The organism is Microbacterium sp. S308A+, from assembly GCF_049800815.1.
Taxonomy (GTDB): Bacteria; Actinomycetota; Actinomycetes; order Actinomycetales; family Microbacteriaceae; genus Microbacterium.
On the sequence record NZ_JBNAFT010000002.1, the window covers coordinates 571,831 to 589,999 of the forward strand.

The 18,169-nt window shown below is 69.0% G+C and carries 17 protein-coding genes; 12 read left to right on the top strand and 5 right to left on the bottom strand.

Features of this window, described 5'->3' with window-relative positions; translation table 11 throughout:
• The 5 genes from ACP15J_RS08450 to ACP15J_RS08470 all read left to right on the top strand — a co-directional run bounded on the left by ACP15J_RS08450 (nt 1) and on the right by ACP15J_RS08470 (nt 5,869).
• Nucleotides 1–1,653 (top strand): peptide ABC transporter substrate-binding protein, encoded by a 1,653-nt coding sequence (locus ACP15J_RS08450; RefSeq protein WP_424936563.1) that lies wholly within the window; start codon nt 1–3, stop codon nt 1,651–1,653.
• 95 nt (nt 1,654–1,748) lie between these two features.
• Nucleotides 1,749–2,678, top strand: a complete 930-nt coding sequence (locus ACP15J_RS08455) for an ABC transporter permease (protein WP_197220571.1) — start codon at nt 1,749–1,751, stop codon at nt 2,676–2,678.
• Nucleotides 2,668–3,609 (top strand): ABC transporter permease, encoded by a 942-nt coding sequence (locus ACP15J_RS08460; RefSeq protein WP_424936564.1) that lies wholly within the window; start codon nt 2,668–2,670, stop codon nt 3,607–3,609. The genes ACP15J_RS08455 and ACP15J_RS08460 overlap by 11 nt, the downstream gene beginning before the upstream one ends.
• On the top strand, nt 3,606–5,291 hold the full coding sequence (locus tag ACP15J_RS08465) for a dipeptide ABC transporter ATP-binding protein (RefSeq protein WP_424936565.1): 1,686 nt from the start codon (nt 3,606–3,608) through the stop codon (nt 5,289–5,291). The genes ACP15J_RS08460 and ACP15J_RS08465 overlap by 4 nt, the downstream gene beginning before the upstream one ends.
• Nucleotides 5,288–5,869: a PH domain-containing protein gene (locus tag ACP15J_RS08470; protein ID WP_424936566.1), complete on the top strand. Its 582-nt coding sequence runs from the start codon at nt 5,288–5,290 to the stop codon at nt 5,867–5,869. The genes ACP15J_RS08465 and ACP15J_RS08470 overlap by 4 nt, the downstream gene beginning before the upstream one ends.
• A 158-nt stretch (nt 5,870–6,027) precedes the next feature.
• Here ACP15J_RS08470 and ACP15J_RS08475 read toward each other — a convergent pair whose 3' ends face one another.
• Together ACP15J_RS08475 and ACP15J_RS08480 are read right to left on the bottom strand one after the other, a co-directional pair.
• Complete coding sequence (locus tag ACP15J_RS08475; RefSeq protein WP_424936567.1) at nt 6,028–7,002, bottom strand: hypothetical protein; 975 nt, start codon at nt 7,000–7,002, stop codon at nt 6,028–6,030.
• A 172-nt stretch (nt 7,003–7,174) separates the two neighbouring features.
• Entirely contained in the window at nt 7,175–7,948 is a 774-nt protein-coding gene (locus tag ACP15J_RS08480; protein WP_424936568.1) for a CPBP family intramembrane glutamic endopeptidase, read from the bottom strand.
• 113 nt (nt 7,949–8,061) lie between these two features.
• Between ACP15J_RS08480 and typA the strand changes: the two genes are divergently transcribed.
• Nucleotides 8,062–9,975: a translational GTPase TypA gene (gene typA, locus ACP15J_RS08485; protein ID WP_424936569.1), complete on the top strand. Its 1,914-nt coding sequence runs from the start codon at nt 8,062–8,064 to the stop codon at nt 9,973–9,975.
• A gap of 91 nt (nt 9,976–10,066) precedes the next feature.
• Here typA and ACP15J_RS08490 read toward each other — a convergent pair whose 3' ends face one another.
• Nucleotides 10,067–10,621: a helix-turn-helix domain-containing protein gene (locus ACP15J_RS08490; RefSeq protein ID WP_424936570.1), complete on the bottom strand. Its 555-nt coding sequence runs from the start codon at nt 10,619–10,621 to the stop codon at nt 10,067–10,069.
• Nucleotides 10,622–10,686: 65 nt separating this feature from the next.
• Between ACP15J_RS08490 and ACP15J_RS08495 the strand changes: the two genes are divergently transcribed.
• Complete coding sequence (locus ACP15J_RS08495; protein WP_424936571.1) at nt 10,687–11,442, top strand: AzlC family ABC transporter permease; 756 nt, start codon at nt 10,687–10,689, stop codon at nt 11,440–11,442.
• A complete protein-coding gene (locus ACP15J_RS08500; protein WP_424936572.1) occupies nt 11,439–11,753 on the top strand; it encodes an AzlD domain-containing protein in 315 nt (104 codons plus the stop codon). The genes ACP15J_RS08495 and ACP15J_RS08500 overlap by 4 nt, the downstream gene beginning before the upstream one ends.
• A 56-nt stretch (nt 11,754–11,809) precedes the next feature.
• Here ACP15J_RS08500 and ACP15J_RS08505 read toward each other — a convergent pair whose 3' ends face one another.
• Together ACP15J_RS08505 and ACP15J_RS08510 are read right to left on the bottom strand one after the other, a co-directional pair.
• Complete coding sequence (locus ACP15J_RS08505; protein WP_424936573.1) at nt 11,810–12,418, bottom strand: GNAT family N-acetyltransferase; 609 nt, start codon at nt 12,416–12,418, stop codon at nt 11,810–11,812.
• Entirely contained in the window at nt 12,415–14,553 is a 2,139-nt protein-coding gene (locus ACP15J_RS08510; protein ID WP_424936574.1) for a penicillin acylase family protein, read from the bottom strand. The genes ACP15J_RS08505 and ACP15J_RS08510 overlap by 4 nt, the downstream gene beginning before the upstream one ends.
• A gap of 219 nt (nt 14,554–14,772) precedes the next feature.
• On the opposite strand from ACP15J_RS08510, the gene ACP15J_RS08515 reads away from it, so the two are divergent.
• The 4 genes from ACP15J_RS08515 (at nt 14,773) to ACP15J_RS08530 (ending at nt 18,095) form a co-directional block, all read left to right on the top strand.
• Entirely contained in the window at nt 14,773–15,213 is a 441-nt protein-coding gene (locus tag ACP15J_RS08515) for a hypothetical protein (protein WP_424936575.1), read from the top strand.
• A complete protein-coding gene (gene fdxA, locus ACP15J_RS08520; RefSeq protein ID WP_424936576.1) occupies nt 15,210–15,530 on the top strand; it encodes a ferredoxin in 321 nt (106 codons plus the stop codon). The genes ACP15J_RS08515 and fdxA overlap by 4 nt, the downstream gene beginning before the upstream one ends.
• Before the next feature lie 3 nt (nt 15,531–15,533).
• A complete protein-coding gene (dapC, locus tag ACP15J_RS08525; RefSeq protein ID WP_424936577.1) occupies nt 15,534–16,646 on the top strand; it encodes a succinyldiaminopimelate transaminase in 1,113 nt (370 codons plus the stop codon).
• A gap of 153 nt (nt 16,647–16,799) precedes the next feature.
• Entirely contained in the window at nt 16,800–18,095 is a 1,296-nt protein-coding gene (locus ACP15J_RS08530; protein ID WP_424936578.1) for a citrate synthase, read from the top strand.
• Nucleotides 18,096–18,169: the final 74 nt, after the last annotated feature.

The following is an 18,169-nucleotide window of genomic DNA, read 5'->3' on the forward strand; positions in this document are numbered from 1 at the left end:
GTGAAGCGCAACAAGATCGCCCTTGCGGGCATCGCGCTGCTCGCGGCGGGCACCCTCGCGCTCGCGGGCTGCGCAGGCGGATCCAACCCCGACAGCTCCGGCAAGCCGGCGGCGGGGGGCGACGCCTCGGCCATCATCAAGACGAACGGTTCGGAGCCCGAGAACCCGCTGATCCCGACCAACACCAACGAGGTCGGCGGCGGCAAGATCCTCGACTCGATCTTCGCGGGTCTCGCCTACTACGACGGCAAGGGCGCGCTGGTCAACGACATGGCCGAGGAGATCAAGGTCGACGGCCCGACGAAGCTGACGGTCACCCTCAAGAAGGGCCAGAAGTTCAGCGACGGCACCGAGGTCAAGGCCGACAACTTCATCAAGGCCTGGGACTTCGGCGCGCAGCTCTCCAACAAGCAGCTGAACCAGTCCTGGTTCTCCGACATCGTGGGCTTCAACGCCGACGCGGACTCGCCGCTGACCGGACTCGTGAAGGTCGACGACACGACGTTCACGATCGAGCTCACCAGCCCGGTCGCCGCGGACTTCGCCACGCGTCTCGGCTACTCCGCGTTCTACCCGCTCCCCGACGCCGCCTTCAACGACATGGCGGCGTTCGGTGAGAAGCCGATCGGCAACGGCCCCTACAAGCTCGCCGAGGGTGAGGCCTGGAAGCACGGCGTCAGCATCGACCTCGTCAAGAACGAGGACTACCAGGGCGGGCGCAAGGTCCAGAACGGCGGCCTGACGATCACGTTCTACTCGTCGCTGGACGCTGCCTACGCCGACCTGCAGTCGGGCGAGGTCGATGTGATCGACGCGATCCCGGACACCGCGATCTCGACCTTCGAGAGCGACCTGGGCGACCGTGCGGTCAACCAGCCGGCCGCGATCTTCCAGTCCTTCACGATCGGTGAGCAGGTCGCTCACTTCTCGGGCGAGGAAGGCAAGCTCCGTCGCGCCGCGATCTCGATGTCGATCGACCGCCCGGCGATCACCAAGACGGTCTTCAACAACACCCGCACCCCGGCCGGCGACTTCACCTCCCCGGTGATCGACGGCTGGAGCGACAAGCTCGAGGGCGCCGACGTGCTGACCTACAACAAGGACGAGGCGAAGAAGCTGTGGGCCGAGGCCGACAAGATCTCGCCGTGGTCGGGCACCTTCCAGATCGCGTACAACTCCGACGGCGGCCACCAGACCTGGGTCGACGCGGTGTCCAACTCGATCAAGAACACGCTCGGCATCGAGGCGGCGGGCGCTCCGTACGTCGACTTCGCCACGCTCCGTTCCGCGGTCAACGCCCGCGGCGCTGACGGCAAGCGCACGATCCAGACGGCCAACCGGTCCGGCTGGCAGGCCGACTACCCGGCGCAGTACAACTTCCTCTTCCCGCTGTACTCCACGGGCGCGTCCTCGAACGACGGCGACTACGCCAACCCCGAGGTCGACAAGCTCCTCGAAGAGGGCGCTTCGGCGACCGACGCCTCGAAGGCGACCGAGGACTTCGAGAAGGCTCAGGAGATCCTTCTGAAGGACCTCCCCGCCATTCCGCTGTGGTATTCGAACGTGTCCGGTGGCTACGGCGAGAAGGTGCAGAACGTCACCTTCGGCTGGAACTCCGTGCCGCTCTACTACGAGATCACCAAGACGAAGTAATCCCCGTGGGGCACTGAGCCGCGAGGCGGCGACGCGGAGTCGTCGTCGCCTCGCGGCTCGTCCTGTGGGAACGTCACCTCCACGAAAGGAGAGGGATGCTCTCGTATATCATCCGGCGTCTGCTGCAGTTGATCCCCGTGTTCTTCGGGGCCACGCTGCTCATCTACGCCCTCGTCTTCCTCATGCCGGGCGACCCGATCGCGGCGCTCTTCGGCGACAAGCCGCCGAGCCCCCAGCTTCTCGCTGCGGTGCGCGCTCAGTATCACCTGGACCAGCCGTTCCTGGTGCAGTACTACTACTACATCCTGGGCGTGTTCCAGGGCGACATGGGCACCACGTTCTCCGGCCAGTCGGTCAACGAGGTCCTGTCCCGGACGCTCCCCGTCACCGGGCGCCTGGCGATCATGGCGATCGGGATCGAGTTCACGCTGGCGATCATCATCGGAACCATCTCCGCCCTCCGCAAGGGCAAGATCTTCGACAATGGGGCGCTGGTCGTCTCGCTGGTCTTCCTGTCGATGCCGATCTTCGTCGTCGCTTTCCTCGGTCAGTACTTCCTCGCGATCAAGCTGGGCTGGTTCCGTCCAACCGTCGGTGGCCAGAACGACTGGGGCGACCTCTGGCTGCCCGCGATCGTGCTGGGCCTGAGCCTCTTCGCCACCAGCATGCGACTCATGCGCGGCTCGGTGCTCGACACGCTCAACCAGGACTGGGTCCGCACCGCGTACAGCAAGGGCCTGCCGCGCCACCGGGTCATCCCGGTGCACGTCCTGCGCAACTCCCTCATCCCGGTGATCACAAACTCCGCCACCAACTTCGGCGTGCTGCTGGTCGGCGCGACCGTGACCGAGCACATCTTCAACATCCCGGGCGTCGGCAACACGCTGTTCCAGGCGACGTTGAAGCATGAGGGACCCACCATCGTGTCCTTCGTGACGGTGTTCGTGATCATCTACGTTCTCGTCAACCTGCTCGTGGACCTGCTCTACGGGCTGCTCGACCCGAGGATCCGCTATGTCCGATGAAAGAAACGCGCACTACGTCGCTCCGGTGACGGAGATCCCCGCGGCGACAGACGCCGTCAGGGTCTCCGGCAAGCCGGCGAGCCTCTGGCGGGACGGGTGGCGTGACCTCCGTCGCCGACCGATGTTCTGGATCTCGCTCGCCGTCGTCGCGCTCGTGCTGCTCATGGCGGCCTGGCCGACGCTGTTCACGCAGACGCCGCCCAACAACGGCTGTGAGCTCTCCAACTCGAACGGCGGTCCGGCTGCAGGTCACCCGCTCGGGTACACGTTCCAGGGCTGCGACATCTATGCCCGCATGGTGTGGGGCTCACGGACCTCCGTGAGCGTCGGCCTGCTCGCCACACTGATCAGCTCAGGCATCGGTCTGATCATGGGGGCGCTCGCGGGGTACTACGGAGGATGGGTCGACGCGGTGCTCTCGCGCATCGGCGACATCTTCTTCTCGATCCCCTACATCCTCGCGGCCGTGGTCGTGATGACGGTCTTCTCGCAGTTCCGCAACGTGCTCACCCTCGCGCTGGCGATCGGTGGGTTCGCCTGGGCCTCGACGGCCAGGGTCGTCCGCGCCGAGATCCTCCGGGTGAGGCAGGCGGAATACGTGACCGCGTCCCGAGCTCTGGGGCGCTCGCGCTTCAGCACTCTGGTCGCCCACGTGGTCCCCAATGCGATCGCGCCGCTCCTCGTGCTCGCCACCCTGTCGCTCGCGGCGTCGATCGTGGCCGAGGCCACGCTGACGTTCCTGGGAGTCGGGCTCGGCGGAGACACGATGTCCTGGGGCAACGACATCAGCCAGGCGCAGTCCTCGCTGCGCGTTGCTCCGATGGCGCTGATCTACCCCTCCATCGCGCTCACGGTCACCGTGCTCGCGTTCATCATGCTGGGCGAGCTCATCCGAGACGCCCTCGACCCGAGAGCGAGGGCCAGCCGATGAGCGCTCCCGCGGAGAGCGGCGCCACCGCGCCGATCCTGAGCGTCCGCGACCTCAAGGTCGCCTTCAAGGGGCAGGACGGACTGCGCGAGGTCCTGCACGGCGTGAGCTTCGACCTCTACGCCGGGGAGACGGTCGCGATCGTGGGCGAGTCGGGTTCCGGCAAGTCGACCACCGCGACGGCGATCGTGAACCTGCTGCCGGGAACCGGCCGGGTCACCGAGGGCAGCATCGCGCTCGACGGGCGGGAGCTCACGACGCTCAGCCGCCGTGAGATCGAGCAGGTGCGCGGCCGGGACATCGGCTTCGTCCCGCAGGACCCGATGGCGAGCCTCAACCCCGTGTGGCCGATCGGGTTCCAGGTGAAGGAGGCGATCCGCGCCAACGGCATCGCCCAGGGACGCGACGCGGTCAAGGCCAGAGCGGTCGAGGTGCTCCAGCAGGCCGGTCTTGCCGACGCCGAGAAGCGGCTGCATCAGTATCCGCACCAGTTCTCTGGCGGCATGCGCCAGCGCGCCCTGATCGGGATCGGTCTCGCGGCCGACCCGAAGCTGCTCATCGCCGATGAGCCCACCTCGGCTCTGGATGTGACGGTGCAGCGCGTGATCCTGGATCACATGGCGACGCTGACCAGGGAGCGCGGGACGTCCGTGCTGCTCATCACGCATGACCTGGGTCTCGCCGCCGAGCGCGCCGAGAAGATCATCGTGATGAACAACGGCACGATCGTGGAGTCGGGGCCGAGCAGGGCGATCCTGGAGAACCCGCAGCATCCGTACACCAAGCGACTCGTCGCGGCGGCGCCCAGCATCGCCTCGCAGCGCATCCAGGCCGTGGTCGAGGACCGCGGCGTGGAGACCATGGAGGACCTATCGGACATCCCGCCGACCGTCCGTGTGTCAGGTCTCACGAAGGACTACAAGATCCGCCAGGGCGGGTTCCGCAGCGAGCCTTTCCGTGCGGTGGACGACGTGTCCTTCGAGATCCCGCGGGGGAAGACGCTCGCGCTCGTGGGCGAGTCCGGATCGGGCAAGTCCACGGTCGCGAAGATGATCCTCAAGCTCGAGGAGCCGTCGGCGGGCACGATCGAGATCGACGGGAAGGATGTCTCGCGCCTCTCCAACGCCCAGGCGTTCGCGCTCCGGCGGCGGATGCAGCCGGTGTTCCAGGACCCGTACGGTTCGATGGACCCGCTGCGCAACATCGGCAACACGATCGCCGAGCCGTTGAGCATCCACGGCATCGGCGACACCGCGTCGCGGCGTGAGCGGGCGCTCGAGCTGCTCGACCAGGTGTCGCTGCCGCGGGAGATCGTCACCCGATATCCGAACGAGCTCTCCGGAGGCCAGCGCCAGCGCGTGGCCATCGCGCGTGCGCTGGCGCTCAAGCCCGACATCGTCGTCCTCGACGAGGCGGTCTCGGCGCTGGACGTCCTGGTGCAGGCGTCGATCCTGAAGCTCCTCGCCGACCTCCAGTCGGAGCTGGGGCTGACCTATCTGTTCATCACGCATGACCTCGCGGTCGTCCGTGTCTCCAGCGATCTCGTGTGCGTCATGGAGAAGGGGCGAGCGGTCGAGCAGGGCACGGTGGACGAGATCTTCGCCAACCCGCAGCAGGAGTACACGGACCGTCTGTTGCAGGCGATTCCCGGCGCCTCGATCACGCTGGGAGGCGGCGGCTCGTGAGCCCCGCGGAGCGTCCGGAGGGCGGGCGGACCTACCGCTCGCCCTCGGGCGTCATCTCCCTCGTGATCGCCGCCGCGCTCGCCGTCTTCCTCCTGGGCGACGCCGTCGTACGGGGGAGCTGGACGCAGATGCTGTCCTACGCGCCCTGGGTCCTGCTGGCGCTGTGGATCGTGTACGAGCTGGTGTTCGTCTCGGCGGTGCACGTGGACGACGACGGTGTCCTGGTGCGCAACCTCTTGCGGCGCACCGCCTTCGGCTGGCGCCGTGTGAAGGACGTCGATCTGCGGTGGCAGCTGGAGTTCGCGCTGGACGACGGCACGAAGGTGTCGTGTTTCGGCGGGCCAGGCCGCTCCCGCCCGCCGCGGCAGACCGGGCGCGGCGGCGATGCGGAATACAAGGTCCCGTCGAGCCTGCGCACCCTCACCGAGGTCCGGGACCGCTGGGAGGCGGCGATCGACGCCAGGGACCGTCCGGGAGCCGAGGCTCCGATCCGCCGCAGCTGGGATGTGCCCGCGCTCATCGCGCTGCTCGTGATCCTGGCCTGGGCGGCTGCCGCCGTCGTCATCGCCTATGCCTGACAGGCCACAGCGCCCGGCGACGGCAGGTTCGACGCCGCCCGCGTCGGCGCTGCGAGCCGGGGCAAGGTGACGAGACTGCATCTCCGTCACGAGACCTAGTAGCAGATCGGCCGTCTCGTGATGCAGATGCAGTCTCGCGGACACGCGCACGACGGCACTCACAGTCGCCTCTCACGGCCGAGCGAGATCAGCGTCCGGAGTCTCGCCTCCTGCGGCTGACCGGCGACCGGCACACCGGCGGCACGCAGTAGTCGTCCCAAGCGGTGCGGCGTGCTGACATCGTCCCAGCCCCATCGCACCACAGGGCCGATGTTTCGACGCAGCCGTGATTCCCGGTCCTTCTCCGCCGCGATCGCCTCTGGTGCATCTCGGAACGCTCCGGAGTACTTCGCGAGCCCGTCCGCCTCGCCGATGAGGGGCACCGAGGGCCAGAAGAAGTCCGCTCTGTCTTCCTTGCCTTCGGTGCGGAACCTCGTCTGCACCTCCGGGATCGCCAGTCCGGACCATTCGATGGCCGCGAGGCTCAGCGACTCCAGGACGCTCTCCGGCTTGCCGGTCGCGCGGGACAGCGCCCACCGTGCGTGATCGCGGTTGCGCGAGGAGGAGCGCGTCTCGTTGACCGCCTGGAGGACATCGGAAGTGAGCCCCGTCGTCGTGCGGAGGAGCGCGTCGGCGAACGCGAGTCCCTCGGCGGAGGGGGTTGTTCGCGCGATGTCGACGACGGTGTCCGCGACGGATGTGGCGGTGATGCCGTCGAGCGACACGAGGTCGCGGTGGTCACGGGAGGTGTATATGCGTACATTGGCGTTGCGTCTGCTCGTCCCCGTCATGTCTATGATGTGGACGAGCTGCGAAGGCCCGCCGATGACGACTCCCCGGAGAGCGGCGGCCGCGCGGTGGCTGAAGATCGTGTCGGGGCGCGTTGCCGCCACCGCACGGACTTTCGCGACGTACTGCTCCCAGGGCGGGCTCGTGCGCCACGCATCGGCGTCGACGTAGACGCCGGGGACGACGCGGACGAAGCGTCCCCCGCGCCATGCGCGGTTGATCGTCATGGCCGCCGCATGTTCGCCTGCTCTGATGAGCGGGAGTGGGGAGAGGAGGGGGCTCAGCGATTCGAGCGCGGTCGTCATGCTCCCAGGTTCCGCGAGACCGAGCCGTTCTCTTGCCCGAATCACGTGATTGGTGAGGAGAAGCGCCGAACCGTCGCCTGTGCAGGGCCGGCGCCGCTCGCCTTTCTCCTGGCGAGACCGCCGGAGTGTCCGCGGGAGGAGCGCTCTTCGGCGGGTCCGTGAAGGGTGCGGCTCAGCCGGGAAGGCCGAAGAGCGCGGGCCAGGTCGCGGCGGCCCAGGGGTAGCCGACGAACGCTGCCGCATCGATGAGGAAGTGCGCGACGAGGAACGGCAGCAGGCGTCCGGAACGCTGGAAGAGAAGCCCGAAGAGCAGGCCCATCGCGAGGTTGCCGACGAAGGCGCCGGGACCCTGGTACAGGTGGTAGCTGGCGCGGAGGACCGAGGTGGAGAGGATGATCGGCCACGGTCCCCAGCCCAACTGCCGCAGCCGGTGGAAGAGATAGCCGAGCACCACGAACTCCTCCTGCACCGCGGCGCGGGCGGCGGCGAGGAGGAGGACCGGGACGGTCCACCAGTGAGCAGACTGCGCACCGGGGTCGACCGAGACGAAGAGGTCGAGCGAGCGGCCGACGAGGTAGAGCGCGATCCCCGGGATCCCGATCGCGAGGACGAGGCCCGCCCCGATGCCGGCGTCCCGTCCGATGCGTCTGCCGTCCAGCCCCAGGGCGCCCAGACGGGGGCGCATCGGCTGCCAGAGCAGAAAGCACACGAGCAGCACCGGCACGATCGAGAAGCCGATCCCCAGCACCTGGTACACGAGATCGAACACCTCCCGGTCGCTGCGGGAGGGGTTGAGCGTCGCGGTCTGATCGCTCAGCGGCCTGCTGTCCGTGAGCCGGTACGCGAGCTGCACGATCGCGTAGATCGCGGACTGCCCGAGACCCAGGGCGAGGACGATCGCGATCTCCCCCCACAGCCGGGCGCGGGAGGGAGCAGGGGAGTCCATGGGGCACGATGCTACGCGCTCCCGCTCCGCCACGGAGAAAGCCCCCGTTCCGGTGCGTTATCCTGGAACGTCGGAATCCCGGCGCATCCCACTCGCATCCTTAGGACTCCTGCATGGCGCACGCCCTCCGCACAGACCTCCGCAACGTCGCAATCGTCGCCCACGTCGATCACGGCAAGACCACGCTGGTGGACGCGATGCTCCGTCAGACCGGATCGTTCGGCGAGCACTCGCACGTCGAGGAGCGCGCCATGGACTCGAACGACCTGGAGCGCGAGAAGGGCATCACGATCCTCGCCAAGAACACGGCGATCACCTACAACGGCGCGCACACCGAGACTCCGGTCACCATCAACGTGATCGACACTCCCGGCCACGCGGACTTCGGCGGCGAGGTCGAGCGCGGACTCTCGATGGTGGACGGCGTGGTGCTGCTCGTCGACGCGAGCGAGGGCCCGTTGCCGCAGACGCGTTTCGTCCTGCGCAAGGCGCTCGAGGCGAAGCTTCCCGTCATCCTCCTCGTCAACAAGACCGACCGCCCGGACGCCCGTATCGCCGAGGTGGAGGGTGAGGCGCACGACCTGCTGCTGGGTCTCGCCTCGGACCTCGTGGACGACGTCCCGGACCTCGATGTCGACGCGCTGCTGGACGTCCCCGTCGTCTACGCCTCGGGGCGTGCCGGCGCCGCCTCGCGCAACCGCCCGGAGAACGGAGCGCTGCCCGACAACGACGATCTCGAGCCGCTGTTCGAGGCGATCCTCGAGCACGTCCCGGCTCCGTCCTACGACGACGAGGCGCCGCTGCAGGCCTGGGTGACCAACCTCGACTCCAGTCCGTTCCTCGGGCGGCTCGCGCTCCTGCGTGTCTTCAACGGCACGCTCAAGAAGGGGCAGACGGTCGCCTGGGTACGCCACGACGGCACCCACACCAACGCCAGGATCACGGAGCTGCTGAAGACCAGGGCGCTGGAGCGCTACCCCGCAGAGAGCGCGGCGCCCGGCGACATCGTGGCGATCGCGGGGATCGAGGAGATCACGATCGGCGAGACGATCGCCGATCCCGAGGACGTGCGTCCGCTCCCGGCCATCACCGTCGACGACCCGGCGATCTCGATGACGATCGGCACGAACACCTCGCCGCTGGTCGGCAAGGTCAAGGGGCACAAGCTCACCGCCCGCATGGTGAAGGACCGCCTGGACCGTGAGCTCATCGGAAACGTGTCGCTGAAGGTCGTAGACATCGGCCGTCCCGACGCCTGGGAGGTGCAGGGGCGCGGAGAGCTGGCACTGGCGATCCTCGTCGAGAACATGCGGCGGGAGGGCTTCGAGCTCACCGTGGGCAAGCCTCAGGTGGTCACTCGCAAGGGAGAGAACGGCAAGGTCCAGGAGCCGTTCGAGCATCTCACGATCGATGCGCCGGAGGAGTACCTCGGCGCGATCACGCAGCTTCTCGCCGGCCGCAAAGGCCGCATGGAGGGAATGACCAACCACGGCACCGGCTGGGTGCGCATGGAGTTCGTCGTCCCCTCGCGGGGTCTCATCGGGTTCCGGACCGAGTTCATGTCGACGACCCGGGGCACCGGGATCGCCAACGCGATCTCCCACGGATACGACGACTGGGCGGGGCAGATCGTCGCTCGCGCCTCTGGCTCGATCGTGGCCGACCGTGCCGGCGTCGCGACGCCCTTCGCCATGATGGCCCTTCAGGAGCGGATGAGCTTCTTCGTGCAGCCCACGGAAGAGGTGTACGAGGGCATGGTCGTGGGCGAGAACACCCGGGCCGATGACATGGACGTCAACATCACCAAGGAGAAGAAGCTCACGAACATGCGCTCCTCCACCGCGGACGAGCTCGAGCGGCTCACCCCGCCACGGCAGCTGTCGCTGGAGGAGAGTCTGGAGTTCGCGCGCGACGACGAATGCGTCGAGGTGACACCCGAGAAGGTCCGTATCCGCAAGGTGATCCTCGACCAGACCATCCGCGCTCGTGAGACCGCGCGACAGAAGCGCCAGGACGCGAACGCCTGAGCCCGAGCGGCCCCATGCCCCGCCTCCGTCGAGGCGGGGCATGGTCGTCTCGCTCGGCGGAATGACCGTGCTTCTCGCGCGACGCGAGCAGTCAGCGCAGCTCCGAGATCAGGACGGCCATCGTTCCGGGCTCCAGCGCCTCGAAGACGTGTGGGGCGTCGCCCGGATAGCTGAGGTAGTCGCCGGGCTCCAGAGACTCGGCCGCGTCTGCCGGGCCGACGAGGGCGGTGCCGGACACGAGGACCACGTGCTCGGTGGTGCCCGGATGGTGCGGGCGTGAGCGGCGGGGTTCCCCCGGCTCGGCCTGGATGAGATACACGTCACGGCGCGCGTGGGGCGGACAGGCCGACAGGAGGGTCGCACTGTAGGGCGCGGCGGAGGAGGGGACTCGGGGCGCTTGGCCGAGGTCCCGAGCCCGGATCAGCGTCGGTTCGGTGGCGGGACGGTCGACGAGGTCGGCGAAGGGGATCCCCAGTGCGTCGCCGAGCGCCCACAGGGTCTCGACGTTGGGATTGCCTGACCCTCCTTCGAGCTGCGAGACGGTGGCCTTGGAGACGCCGGCCCGTCGGGCGAGCTCGGACACGGAGATCCCCGCCGTCTCCCGCTCGCGGCGGAGGGCGTGGGCGATGCGTTCGCGAAGCTCCATGTGTTCAGTATCACAAACGACCGTTCACCTTGACGATCATTCTGCGGATGTCCAGAATGGTGGACATGCGTTCGGTGAAGCGAACACGCGCGGGGGAGCCCTCCGCCGAGGAGGTCGAGACCCGCATCGCGCGGCGGGAGGCGATCGGGGTCGTGATCGCCACGAGCGCCTACGGCATCTCCTTCGGGGCGCTCGCGGTGGCCTCAGGGCTCGACGTGTGGCAGACCTGCGTGCTGAGCCTGGTCATGTTCACCGGAGGCTCGCAGTTCGCGTTCGTCGGCGTCATCGGGGCGGGAGGGATCGCGGCCCTGCCCGCGGCGATCGCCTCGGCGGCGCTGCTCGGCGTGCGGAACGTCGCATACGGGATCCGGATGTCGCCGGTGATCGGCGCCGGCTTCTGGAAACGCCTCGCCGCCTCGCATGTGACGATCGATGAGTCCACGGCGGTCTCGCTCGCGCAGACCACGATCAGGGCGCGTACCCTCGGGTTCTGGCTGACCGGTCTCGGCATCTATGCCGGCTGGAATCTCAGCACCCTCGTCGGCGCTCTCCTCGGCGACGTGCTGGGCGATCCCCAGGCCTACGGCCTCGACGCCGCGGCCGCCGCGGCGTTTCTCGCTCTCCTCTGGCCTCGGCTGAGGCAGCGGCAGGCGATCGTCGTCGGCGTCGCCGCGGCGGTCGTCGCCACGGCGCTCACGCCCGTCCTGATGCCGGGTGTGCCGGTGCTCATCGCCGCCCTGGTGGCGATCCTCGTCGGATGGTTCAACCTCTTCGCCCCTGCGTCGGCGGAGCGGAACGCGAGCGAGGAGGCGCGCGGGTGACCCTGTGGAACGCGGTGCTGCTCGCCGCGATCGTGTGCCTCGGCCTCAAGGGCATCGGATACCTCGTGCCGCCGTCGGTGCTCGAGGCGCCCCGCCCCGCCCGCATCTCCGATCTGCTGACGGTCGCGCTGCTCGCCGCTCTCGCGGCGGTTCAGACCTTGGCCCTGGGCACGGCCGTCGTCGTGGACGCGCGGGTGCCGGCCGTGCTCGTCGCCGCCGGCCTGCTCTGGCTTCGGCAGCCGTTCCTCGTCGTGGTCATCGCCGCCGCCGCGGTGGCGGCGCTGCTGCGTCTCATCGGCTGGGCCGTCTAGCATCGCCGTCGATCGGCCAGGGGGACGAGCGCGCGAGCGGACGTGCGTCTCCCGGCTCAGGCTCGCGGACGCCGCTGCTCCCATCGCTCCCTGGTGAGGAAGGCGAGCTGCCCTGTCTTGTCCGGCAGGCGCACCTGCGGGCCGAGGACGAAGCCGGCCTTCCGCTCGAAGAAGGCCACCGCTCGCTCGTTGCGGACGTCGGGCTCGACCACCAGCCGGTCCACCTCGACACGGGAGAAGACGAACTCGGCGACCAGATCGATCAGGTGCAGGGAGAACCGAGGGACCGGCGCGCCGCGATCCCCGATGAGGAAGTGCAGGCCCACGTCGCCGGGCAGCGTGTCGTAGACGTCGCCGAGCGGATCGTCCTCGGGGGCGTATGCCTGCAGCAGCGCGCTGCGGGTTCCGTCGCGGCGCACGACGAAGGCGTGATGGGTGGGTAGCCCGTCGACGTAGAGGTACAGATCCCGCAGCTCGTCGCGGGGGAGATCCGCGAGCCCCCAGAAACGGGACTCCGGACGGGTCACCCACTCGTGAAGCAGGTCGATGTCCGCGAAAGGATCGAGCACGACGAACTCGACGTGCCCGATGGTCGGTGAGCGGGTCGTGTAGACGAGCGTGCCGGCGGGGCCGCTCACCAGACGGTCGGCTCGCATGGCGGTCATCGCTCTCCTGTTCTCGCCGGGGCGTGCGGGGCGGTGGGGGAGCCGGCGGGCTCGTCGGGGGTGAGCGCGCTCCAGTCGGTGACGACGCGTGCGGGGCGGACGTCGATCCAGCGTGGATGCTGGTCGGCGAAGTGCGGAGACCTCGGATCTCCCGAGGCGCCGAACGGCACGTTCCACAGGCTCTGCTCGCGGTCGGCCAGGTCCCAGGCCCATCGTGCGACCGAACCTCGGATGCTGCGGTCGGTGAGGCCCGGCACCGACCCGGTGCAGCGGACGGCGTCGCCGTCGCCGTCGAGCGGGGTCGTCATCCCGGCCCCGGGCGGGGTCACCCCGGGGAGGTCGGCGAGGACGTGCAGCGGCAGCATTCGGTGGGTCGAGCCCCAGACCGGTGCCGTGGCGGCCTGGCTCAGCGAGGACACCAGCATGCCGGAGACGTCCGGCCGCAGGGCGGGATGGCCGAGCAGGCGGGGCAGAGCCATGGCCACCTGCCCTTCGACGCTCATCCAGGGCTCGAAGATCGCGCCGAAGCCATGAGGCGCGCGCAGGGGCGCGACAAGCGGATGCGCGACGACCGCCTGGACGAGGGCCGTGCGCCATGCCGCGAAGACGCCGGCGCCGCGGGACGCGGCATCCATCCGGCCATCCCATCGAAGGAGCGCTGCCCTCGCCTCCGCGGCCGGCGCCGGGAGATCTCCCGTGGGCAGGAGGGCGAGCAGCGAAGTCCGAGCGCCGCTGACGGTGTCTCCCCAGATCTCCGTGAAGCCCGTGCTCCGACCCGGCCTGACGGTATCGAGCAACTGCGCGATGCGCTCTGCCCTGTGTGACGAGGGATAGGCCCAGCCGTAGTCGACCTCTGGCCGGGACGGGCGCTGATTGGCGTCGACCGCGACGTCGGAGACCACTCTGGCCGGGGCGAGTCTCCGGTCCGGGACGGGGCCGACCGTCTCGGCCCGCAGCGCTCTTCGGCGCCCGGCTCTCGGGCGCTCTGGCAGCCTCCCCACGGTCGCGGACAGCACGGTCCCCTCGCGGTCGGCGGCCAGGACGCGGTTGACCGGGTCGACCCAGGAGGAGAACGCCTCGATCACTTCCGTGGCCGTGCGCGCACGCAGCAGAGGAAGGAGCGCATCGCCGCCGAGGTCGGTGTTCGTCCGTGCGGGCTGCCGGATGCTCCATCCACGCAGCTCGTCGCCGTCGGGGCGCAGTTCCGTGACCACGCATCCGCGGGCCGTCTCCAGCGCCTCGACCGTGGGGCCCGGCCCACCGCCGCGCATGTGGACGACGGAGCGGTGCACGTCGACCGGCTCCCAGCCGTCCGGCCCCCGCGCCTCGTAGCCGTCTCCCCGCGTACGGAGCCGCTCCTCGAACACGTCGACGCTGTGAGCGACCGCGTTCGTGACACCCCAGGCCGCTGAGCCGGTGTGCCCGAAGTGCGGGACGCCGGGAACCCCGGGGAAGGCGAGGCCGACCACGTCGAACTCGTCGCAGGCGAGGCGGATCTGCTGGTAGACGCCGGGGAGCTCGAGAAGACGGTGCGGATCACCGGCGAGCAGAGGCAGCCCGCTGGCCGTCCTCGTTCCGTGCAGCGCCCAGGCGTTGCTCCCGGCCGTGGGCAGGGTCTCGTCGTTCCCGTCGTCTCCGGCGAACACGTCCACCCACGGATCCCCGAGGGTGGCGGCGACGTGCTCGCGCCACAGCACGCTCGGGAACGTCGAGAAGAGGGCGTGCGCGACGTGGAGGACGCCGAGAGGGTCGTGATCCTCCCATGGCGTGAGCGGTCGCGTGTCGCCGAACCGCTCGTCGAGGACACGGAACTCAGCGACGGCGGACGCAGAGTCGCGCAGTCCGATCCGCACTCCCGCGGCGTAGTCGGCCACGAACCTCCCGGACGCCTCGTCGAGACGGGAGTACGCGCGTCGTGCGGTGTCGTCGAGCCGTGCGCGGCGCGCGAAGACGTCCCACGCCAGGCCAGCCTCTCCGATGAGCTCGGAGAGGCGACCGGCTGCCCGCAGCCGATCGACCTCGATCTGCCAGGCGCGGTCGCGTGCCGTCACCTCGCCCTGTGCGCGGGCGAGGTCTCGCACGTCGGTCGCGCGGATGTGCGGGATGCCCAGCGCGTCTCGGAAGACCTCCGCCATCCGTCAACCCGCCGCCGTGACGGGCCGCGTCGCTCGGGCGTCCCCCGCGGCGACGCGGGCCGCCACCCAGGTGATCAACGGTCCGGCGGAGGAGGGGCGGAGCTCAGGCATGTCATCGACTCCTTGATTCGGCTGCCCATCGTAAGCACAACAAGGCGTCGGAATACAGGTCCGTTTTGTCGTATATCGGCTCATAGCTGCGATGGCTAGGCTCGTCTCGTGCGTGATTCCAAGCTCTCCCGGGTGTTGTCGTGGGTCGGGACGCTGATCGTCGGTGCCGTCTACGGCCTGGCAGCGACGATCGGCCACGCCGCCATGATCGGCCCGCTCCCGGTCGGCCTCGTCGCCGGGGCGATCTCGTGCGCGGCGCTGCTGATCGCCATTCGCACTCTCACCGGCGACCGCTGGGCTGTGGTTGCGGCGGGCCTCGGCATGATCGCCGCGGTGCTGGTGATCTCGGGTCGCGGTCCCGGCGGGTCGGTCGTGGTGCAGAACGGTCTCCTCGGACAGGTCTGGACCTACCTCGCCGCGGGCATCGTGCTGCTCGTGATCGCCTGGCCGGACCTCTCTCGGCTGCGCGCCTCGGCGCTCACGGACGGGGCCACCCCGCAGCCCGGCGCGTCACCGACGCCGATGGCCGGACGTAGACTGGAACCGTGACTTATGTGATCGCTCTTCCGTGCGTCGATGTGAAGGATCGTGCCTGTATCGACGAGTGCCCCGTGGACTGCATCTACGAGGGAGAGCGTTCTCTTTACATTCATCCGGACGAGTGCGTCGACTGCGGCGCCTGCGAGCCGGTCTGCCCTGTCGAGGCCATCTACTACGAGGACGACCTCCCCGAGGAGTGGGCTGATTACTACAAGGCGAACGTGGAGTTCTTCGAGGAGATCGGCTCCCCGGGCGGGGCGGCCAAGGTCGGAGTGATCCATCACGACCATCCCATCGTCAAGGCGCTTCCTCCGCAGGGGCAGTAGCCGATGAGCGTCCGCGACCTCGCCGGCTACCCGTGGGACGCCGTCGCGCCGTATCGTGAGCGTGCAGCCGCGCATCCCGGGGGGATCGTGGATCTCTCGATCGGGTCGCCCGTCGACCCCACCCCCGAGGTCGTCCGCCGGGCCCTGACCGATGCCACGGACGCGCACGCCTACCCGCAGACCGCGGGCACCCCGACGCTGCGCGAGGCGGTCGTGGCCTGGTATGCGCGCCGCCGGGGCGTGCCCGATCTCCGCGTGGAGAACGTGCTGCCGACGGTCGGCTCCAAGGAGCTGGTCGCCCTCCTCCCGACGCTGCTCGGGCTGGGAGAGGGCGATATCGTCGTGCACCCCCGTGTCGCCTACCCGACCTATGAGGTGGGCGCACGGGTCGCCGGGGCCACCGCGGTTCCCGCGGACGATCCCGCGGAGTGGCCCGAGGGTGCCCGCCTGATCTGGATCAACACACCGGGAAACCCCGACGGACGGACGTGGACCGTCTCCGAGCTCGCGGCGGCGGTGCGTCGGGCCCGCGAGCTCGGCGCCGTGCTGGTGAGCGACGAGTGCTATGCGGAGTTGGGGTGGGACGGCCCCTGGGCGAGTCAGCCCGTGCCGTCGGTGCTCGACCCGCGGGCCACCGGAGGAACACGATCCGGTCTGCTGAGCGTGTACTCGTTGAGCAAGCAGTCCAACCTCGCCGGATATCGAGCCGCGTTCGTGGCGGGCTGCGCGACCGTCGTCGGACGCCTGCTCGACGCGCGCAAGCATCTCGGGCTGATGCTGCCGGCGCCCGTGCAGTACGCCATGACCGTCGCGCTCGGCGACGACGAGCACGTTGCCGCGCAGAAGGAGCTCTACCGGGAGCGCAGGGAGCTGCTGCTGCCGGCGGTGCGGGCCGCCGGATTCCGGGTCGACGGCTCCGAGGCCGGGCTCTATCTGTGGGTCACGGAGGGGCGCGACGCGTGGGAGTCGCTGGGACGGCTCTCCGACCTCGGCATCCTGGCCGGTCCGGGCCCGTTCTACGGGACCTCTTCGGGCGAGCACGTGAGGCTCTCGTTGACCGCGACGACGGAGCGGGTGGCCGCCGCCGCGGAGCGCCTGCGCGCCGTTTCGCCCTGAAACTGTAGCTTCGCACGGCAGAACCGCGCCTCTCTTGGGGGATGTCACAGTTGGCCTGTGCGCGGACTAGGCTGTAATGGCGATTCGGCCGGCCCGGCCTCGGCACCACGCCGCACATCGCCCTCGACGAACAACCCTTGCAAGGAGGTCCGCGTGAGCGCAGCGGGAGATCGGCCCACGAAGGCGACTCTGACGATCGGCGACACGACCGCCGAGTTCCCGGTCCTGCATGGCACCGAAGGCCACGACAGCATCGACTTCTCGACGCTCACGCGGCAGACCGGACACACCGCTCTCGACTACGGGTACGTCAACACCGCGTCGACCAAGTCCGAGATCACCTTCATCGACGGCGACCAGGGAATCCTCCGGTATCGGGGCTATCCGATCGACCAGATCGCGAAGAACTGCACCTATCTCGAGGTCGCCTGGCTCCTCATCTATGGCGAGCTGCCCACGCCCGCCGAGCTCGCCGACTTCGATGAGCGCATCCGCCGCCACACGTTGCTGCACGAAGACCTCAAGCACTTCTTCTCCGCGCTCCCGCACACGGCGCATCCGATGTCGGTGCTGTCCTCGGCCGTGGCGGCGCTGTCGACCTACTACGAGAACGAGTCCGATCCGCACAACCCGGAGCATGTCGAGCTCAACACCGTGCGGATGCTCGCGAAGCTGCCGGTGATCGCCGCCTATGCCCACAAGAAGAGCGTGGGGCAGGCGTTCCTCTACCCGGACAACTCTCTGAGCTTCGTGGACAACTTCCTCAAGCTCAACTTCGGCGTCATGAGCGAGCCGTACGAGGCCAACCCGGTCATGTCGAAGGCGCTTGAACTGCTCCTCATCCTGCACGAGGACCACGAGCAGAACGCGTCGACCTCCACCGTCCGCCTCGTCGGCTCCACCGGGGCGAACCAGTTCGCCTCCATCTCCGCGGGCATCCAGGCGCTCTCCGGTCCGCTTCACGGTGGCGCGAACGAGGCCGTGCTGACGATGCTCGGTCAGATCCGTGACTCGGGACAGAGCGTGCAGCGCTTCGTCGAGCGGGTGAAGAACAAGGAGGAAGGCGTCAAGCTCATGGGCTTCGGGCACCGGGTCTACAAGAACTACGACCCGCGTGCCAAGCTCGTCAAGGAGGCGGCGGACGAGGTCCTCGCCGAGCTCGGAGTCACCGATCCGCTTCTCGACCTCGCGAAGGAGCTCGAGGAGATCGCCCTCGCCGACGACTACTTCAAGGAGCGCCGGCTCTACCCGAACGTCGACTTCTACACGGGCGTCATCTACAAGGCGATGGGCTTCCCCACGCGCATGTTCACGGTCCTGTTCGCGATCGGCCGCCTCCCCGGCTGGCTGGCGCAGTGGCGTGAGCTCCAGAACGACCCCCAGACGAAGATCGGCCGTCCGCAGCAGCTGTACACGGGATCGGCGGCCAGAGACTTCCGTCGCGCCTGACCCAGGCCCGAAAGAGAGACGCCCGCGCTCCGCGCGGGCGTCTCTCTTTCGGAGGATGCCGAAGACTCGGACGG

Excerpts from the sequence above, each read along its gene's own strand:
- ACP15J_RS08455 (WP_197220571.1), top strand. The coding sequence starts at position 1,749 with ATGCTCTCGTATATCATCCGGCGTCTGCTGCAGTTGATCCCCGTGTTC.
- ACP15J_RS08460 (WP_424936564.1), top strand. The coding sequence starts at position 2,668 with ATGTCCGATGAAAGAAACGCGCACTACGTCGCTCCGGTGACGGAGATC.
- ACP15J_RS08465 (WP_424936565.1), top strand. The coding sequence starts at position 3,606 with ATGAGCGCTCCCGCGGAGAGCGGCGCCACCGCGCCGATCCTGAGCGTC.
- ACP15J_RS08475 (WP_424936567.1), bottom strand. The coding sequence starts at position 7,002 with ATGACGACCGCGCTCGAATCGCTGAGCCCCCTCCTCTCCCCACTCCCG.
- ACP15J_RS08480 (WP_424936568.1), bottom strand. The coding sequence starts at position 7,948 with ATGGACTCCCCTGCTCCCTCCCGCGCCCGGCTGTGGGGGGAGATCGCG.
- typA (WP_424936569.1), top strand. The coding sequence starts at position 8,062 with ATGGCGCACGCCCTCCGCACAGACCTCCGCAACGTCGCAATCGTCGCC.
- ACP15J_RS08490 (WP_424936570.1), bottom strand. The coding sequence starts at position 10,621 with ATGGAGCTTCGCGAACGCATCGCCCACGCCCTCCGCCGCGAGCGGGAG.
- ACP15J_RS08495 (WP_424936571.1), top strand. The coding sequence starts at position 10,687 with ATGCGTTCGGTGAAGCGAACACGCGCGGGGGAGCCCTCCGCCGAGGAG.
- ACP15J_RS08505 (WP_424936573.1), bottom strand. The coding sequence starts at position 12,418 with ATGACCGCCATGCGAGCCGACCGTCTGGTGAGCGGCCCCGCCGGCACG.
- ACP15J_RS08510 (WP_424936574.1), bottom strand. The coding sequence starts at position 14,553 with ATGGCGGAGGTCTTCCGAGACGCGCTGGGCATCCCGCACATCCGCGCG.
- dapC (WP_424936577.1), top strand. The coding sequence starts at position 15,534 with ATGAGCGTCCGCGACCTCGCCGGCTACCCGTGGGACGCCGTCGCGCCG.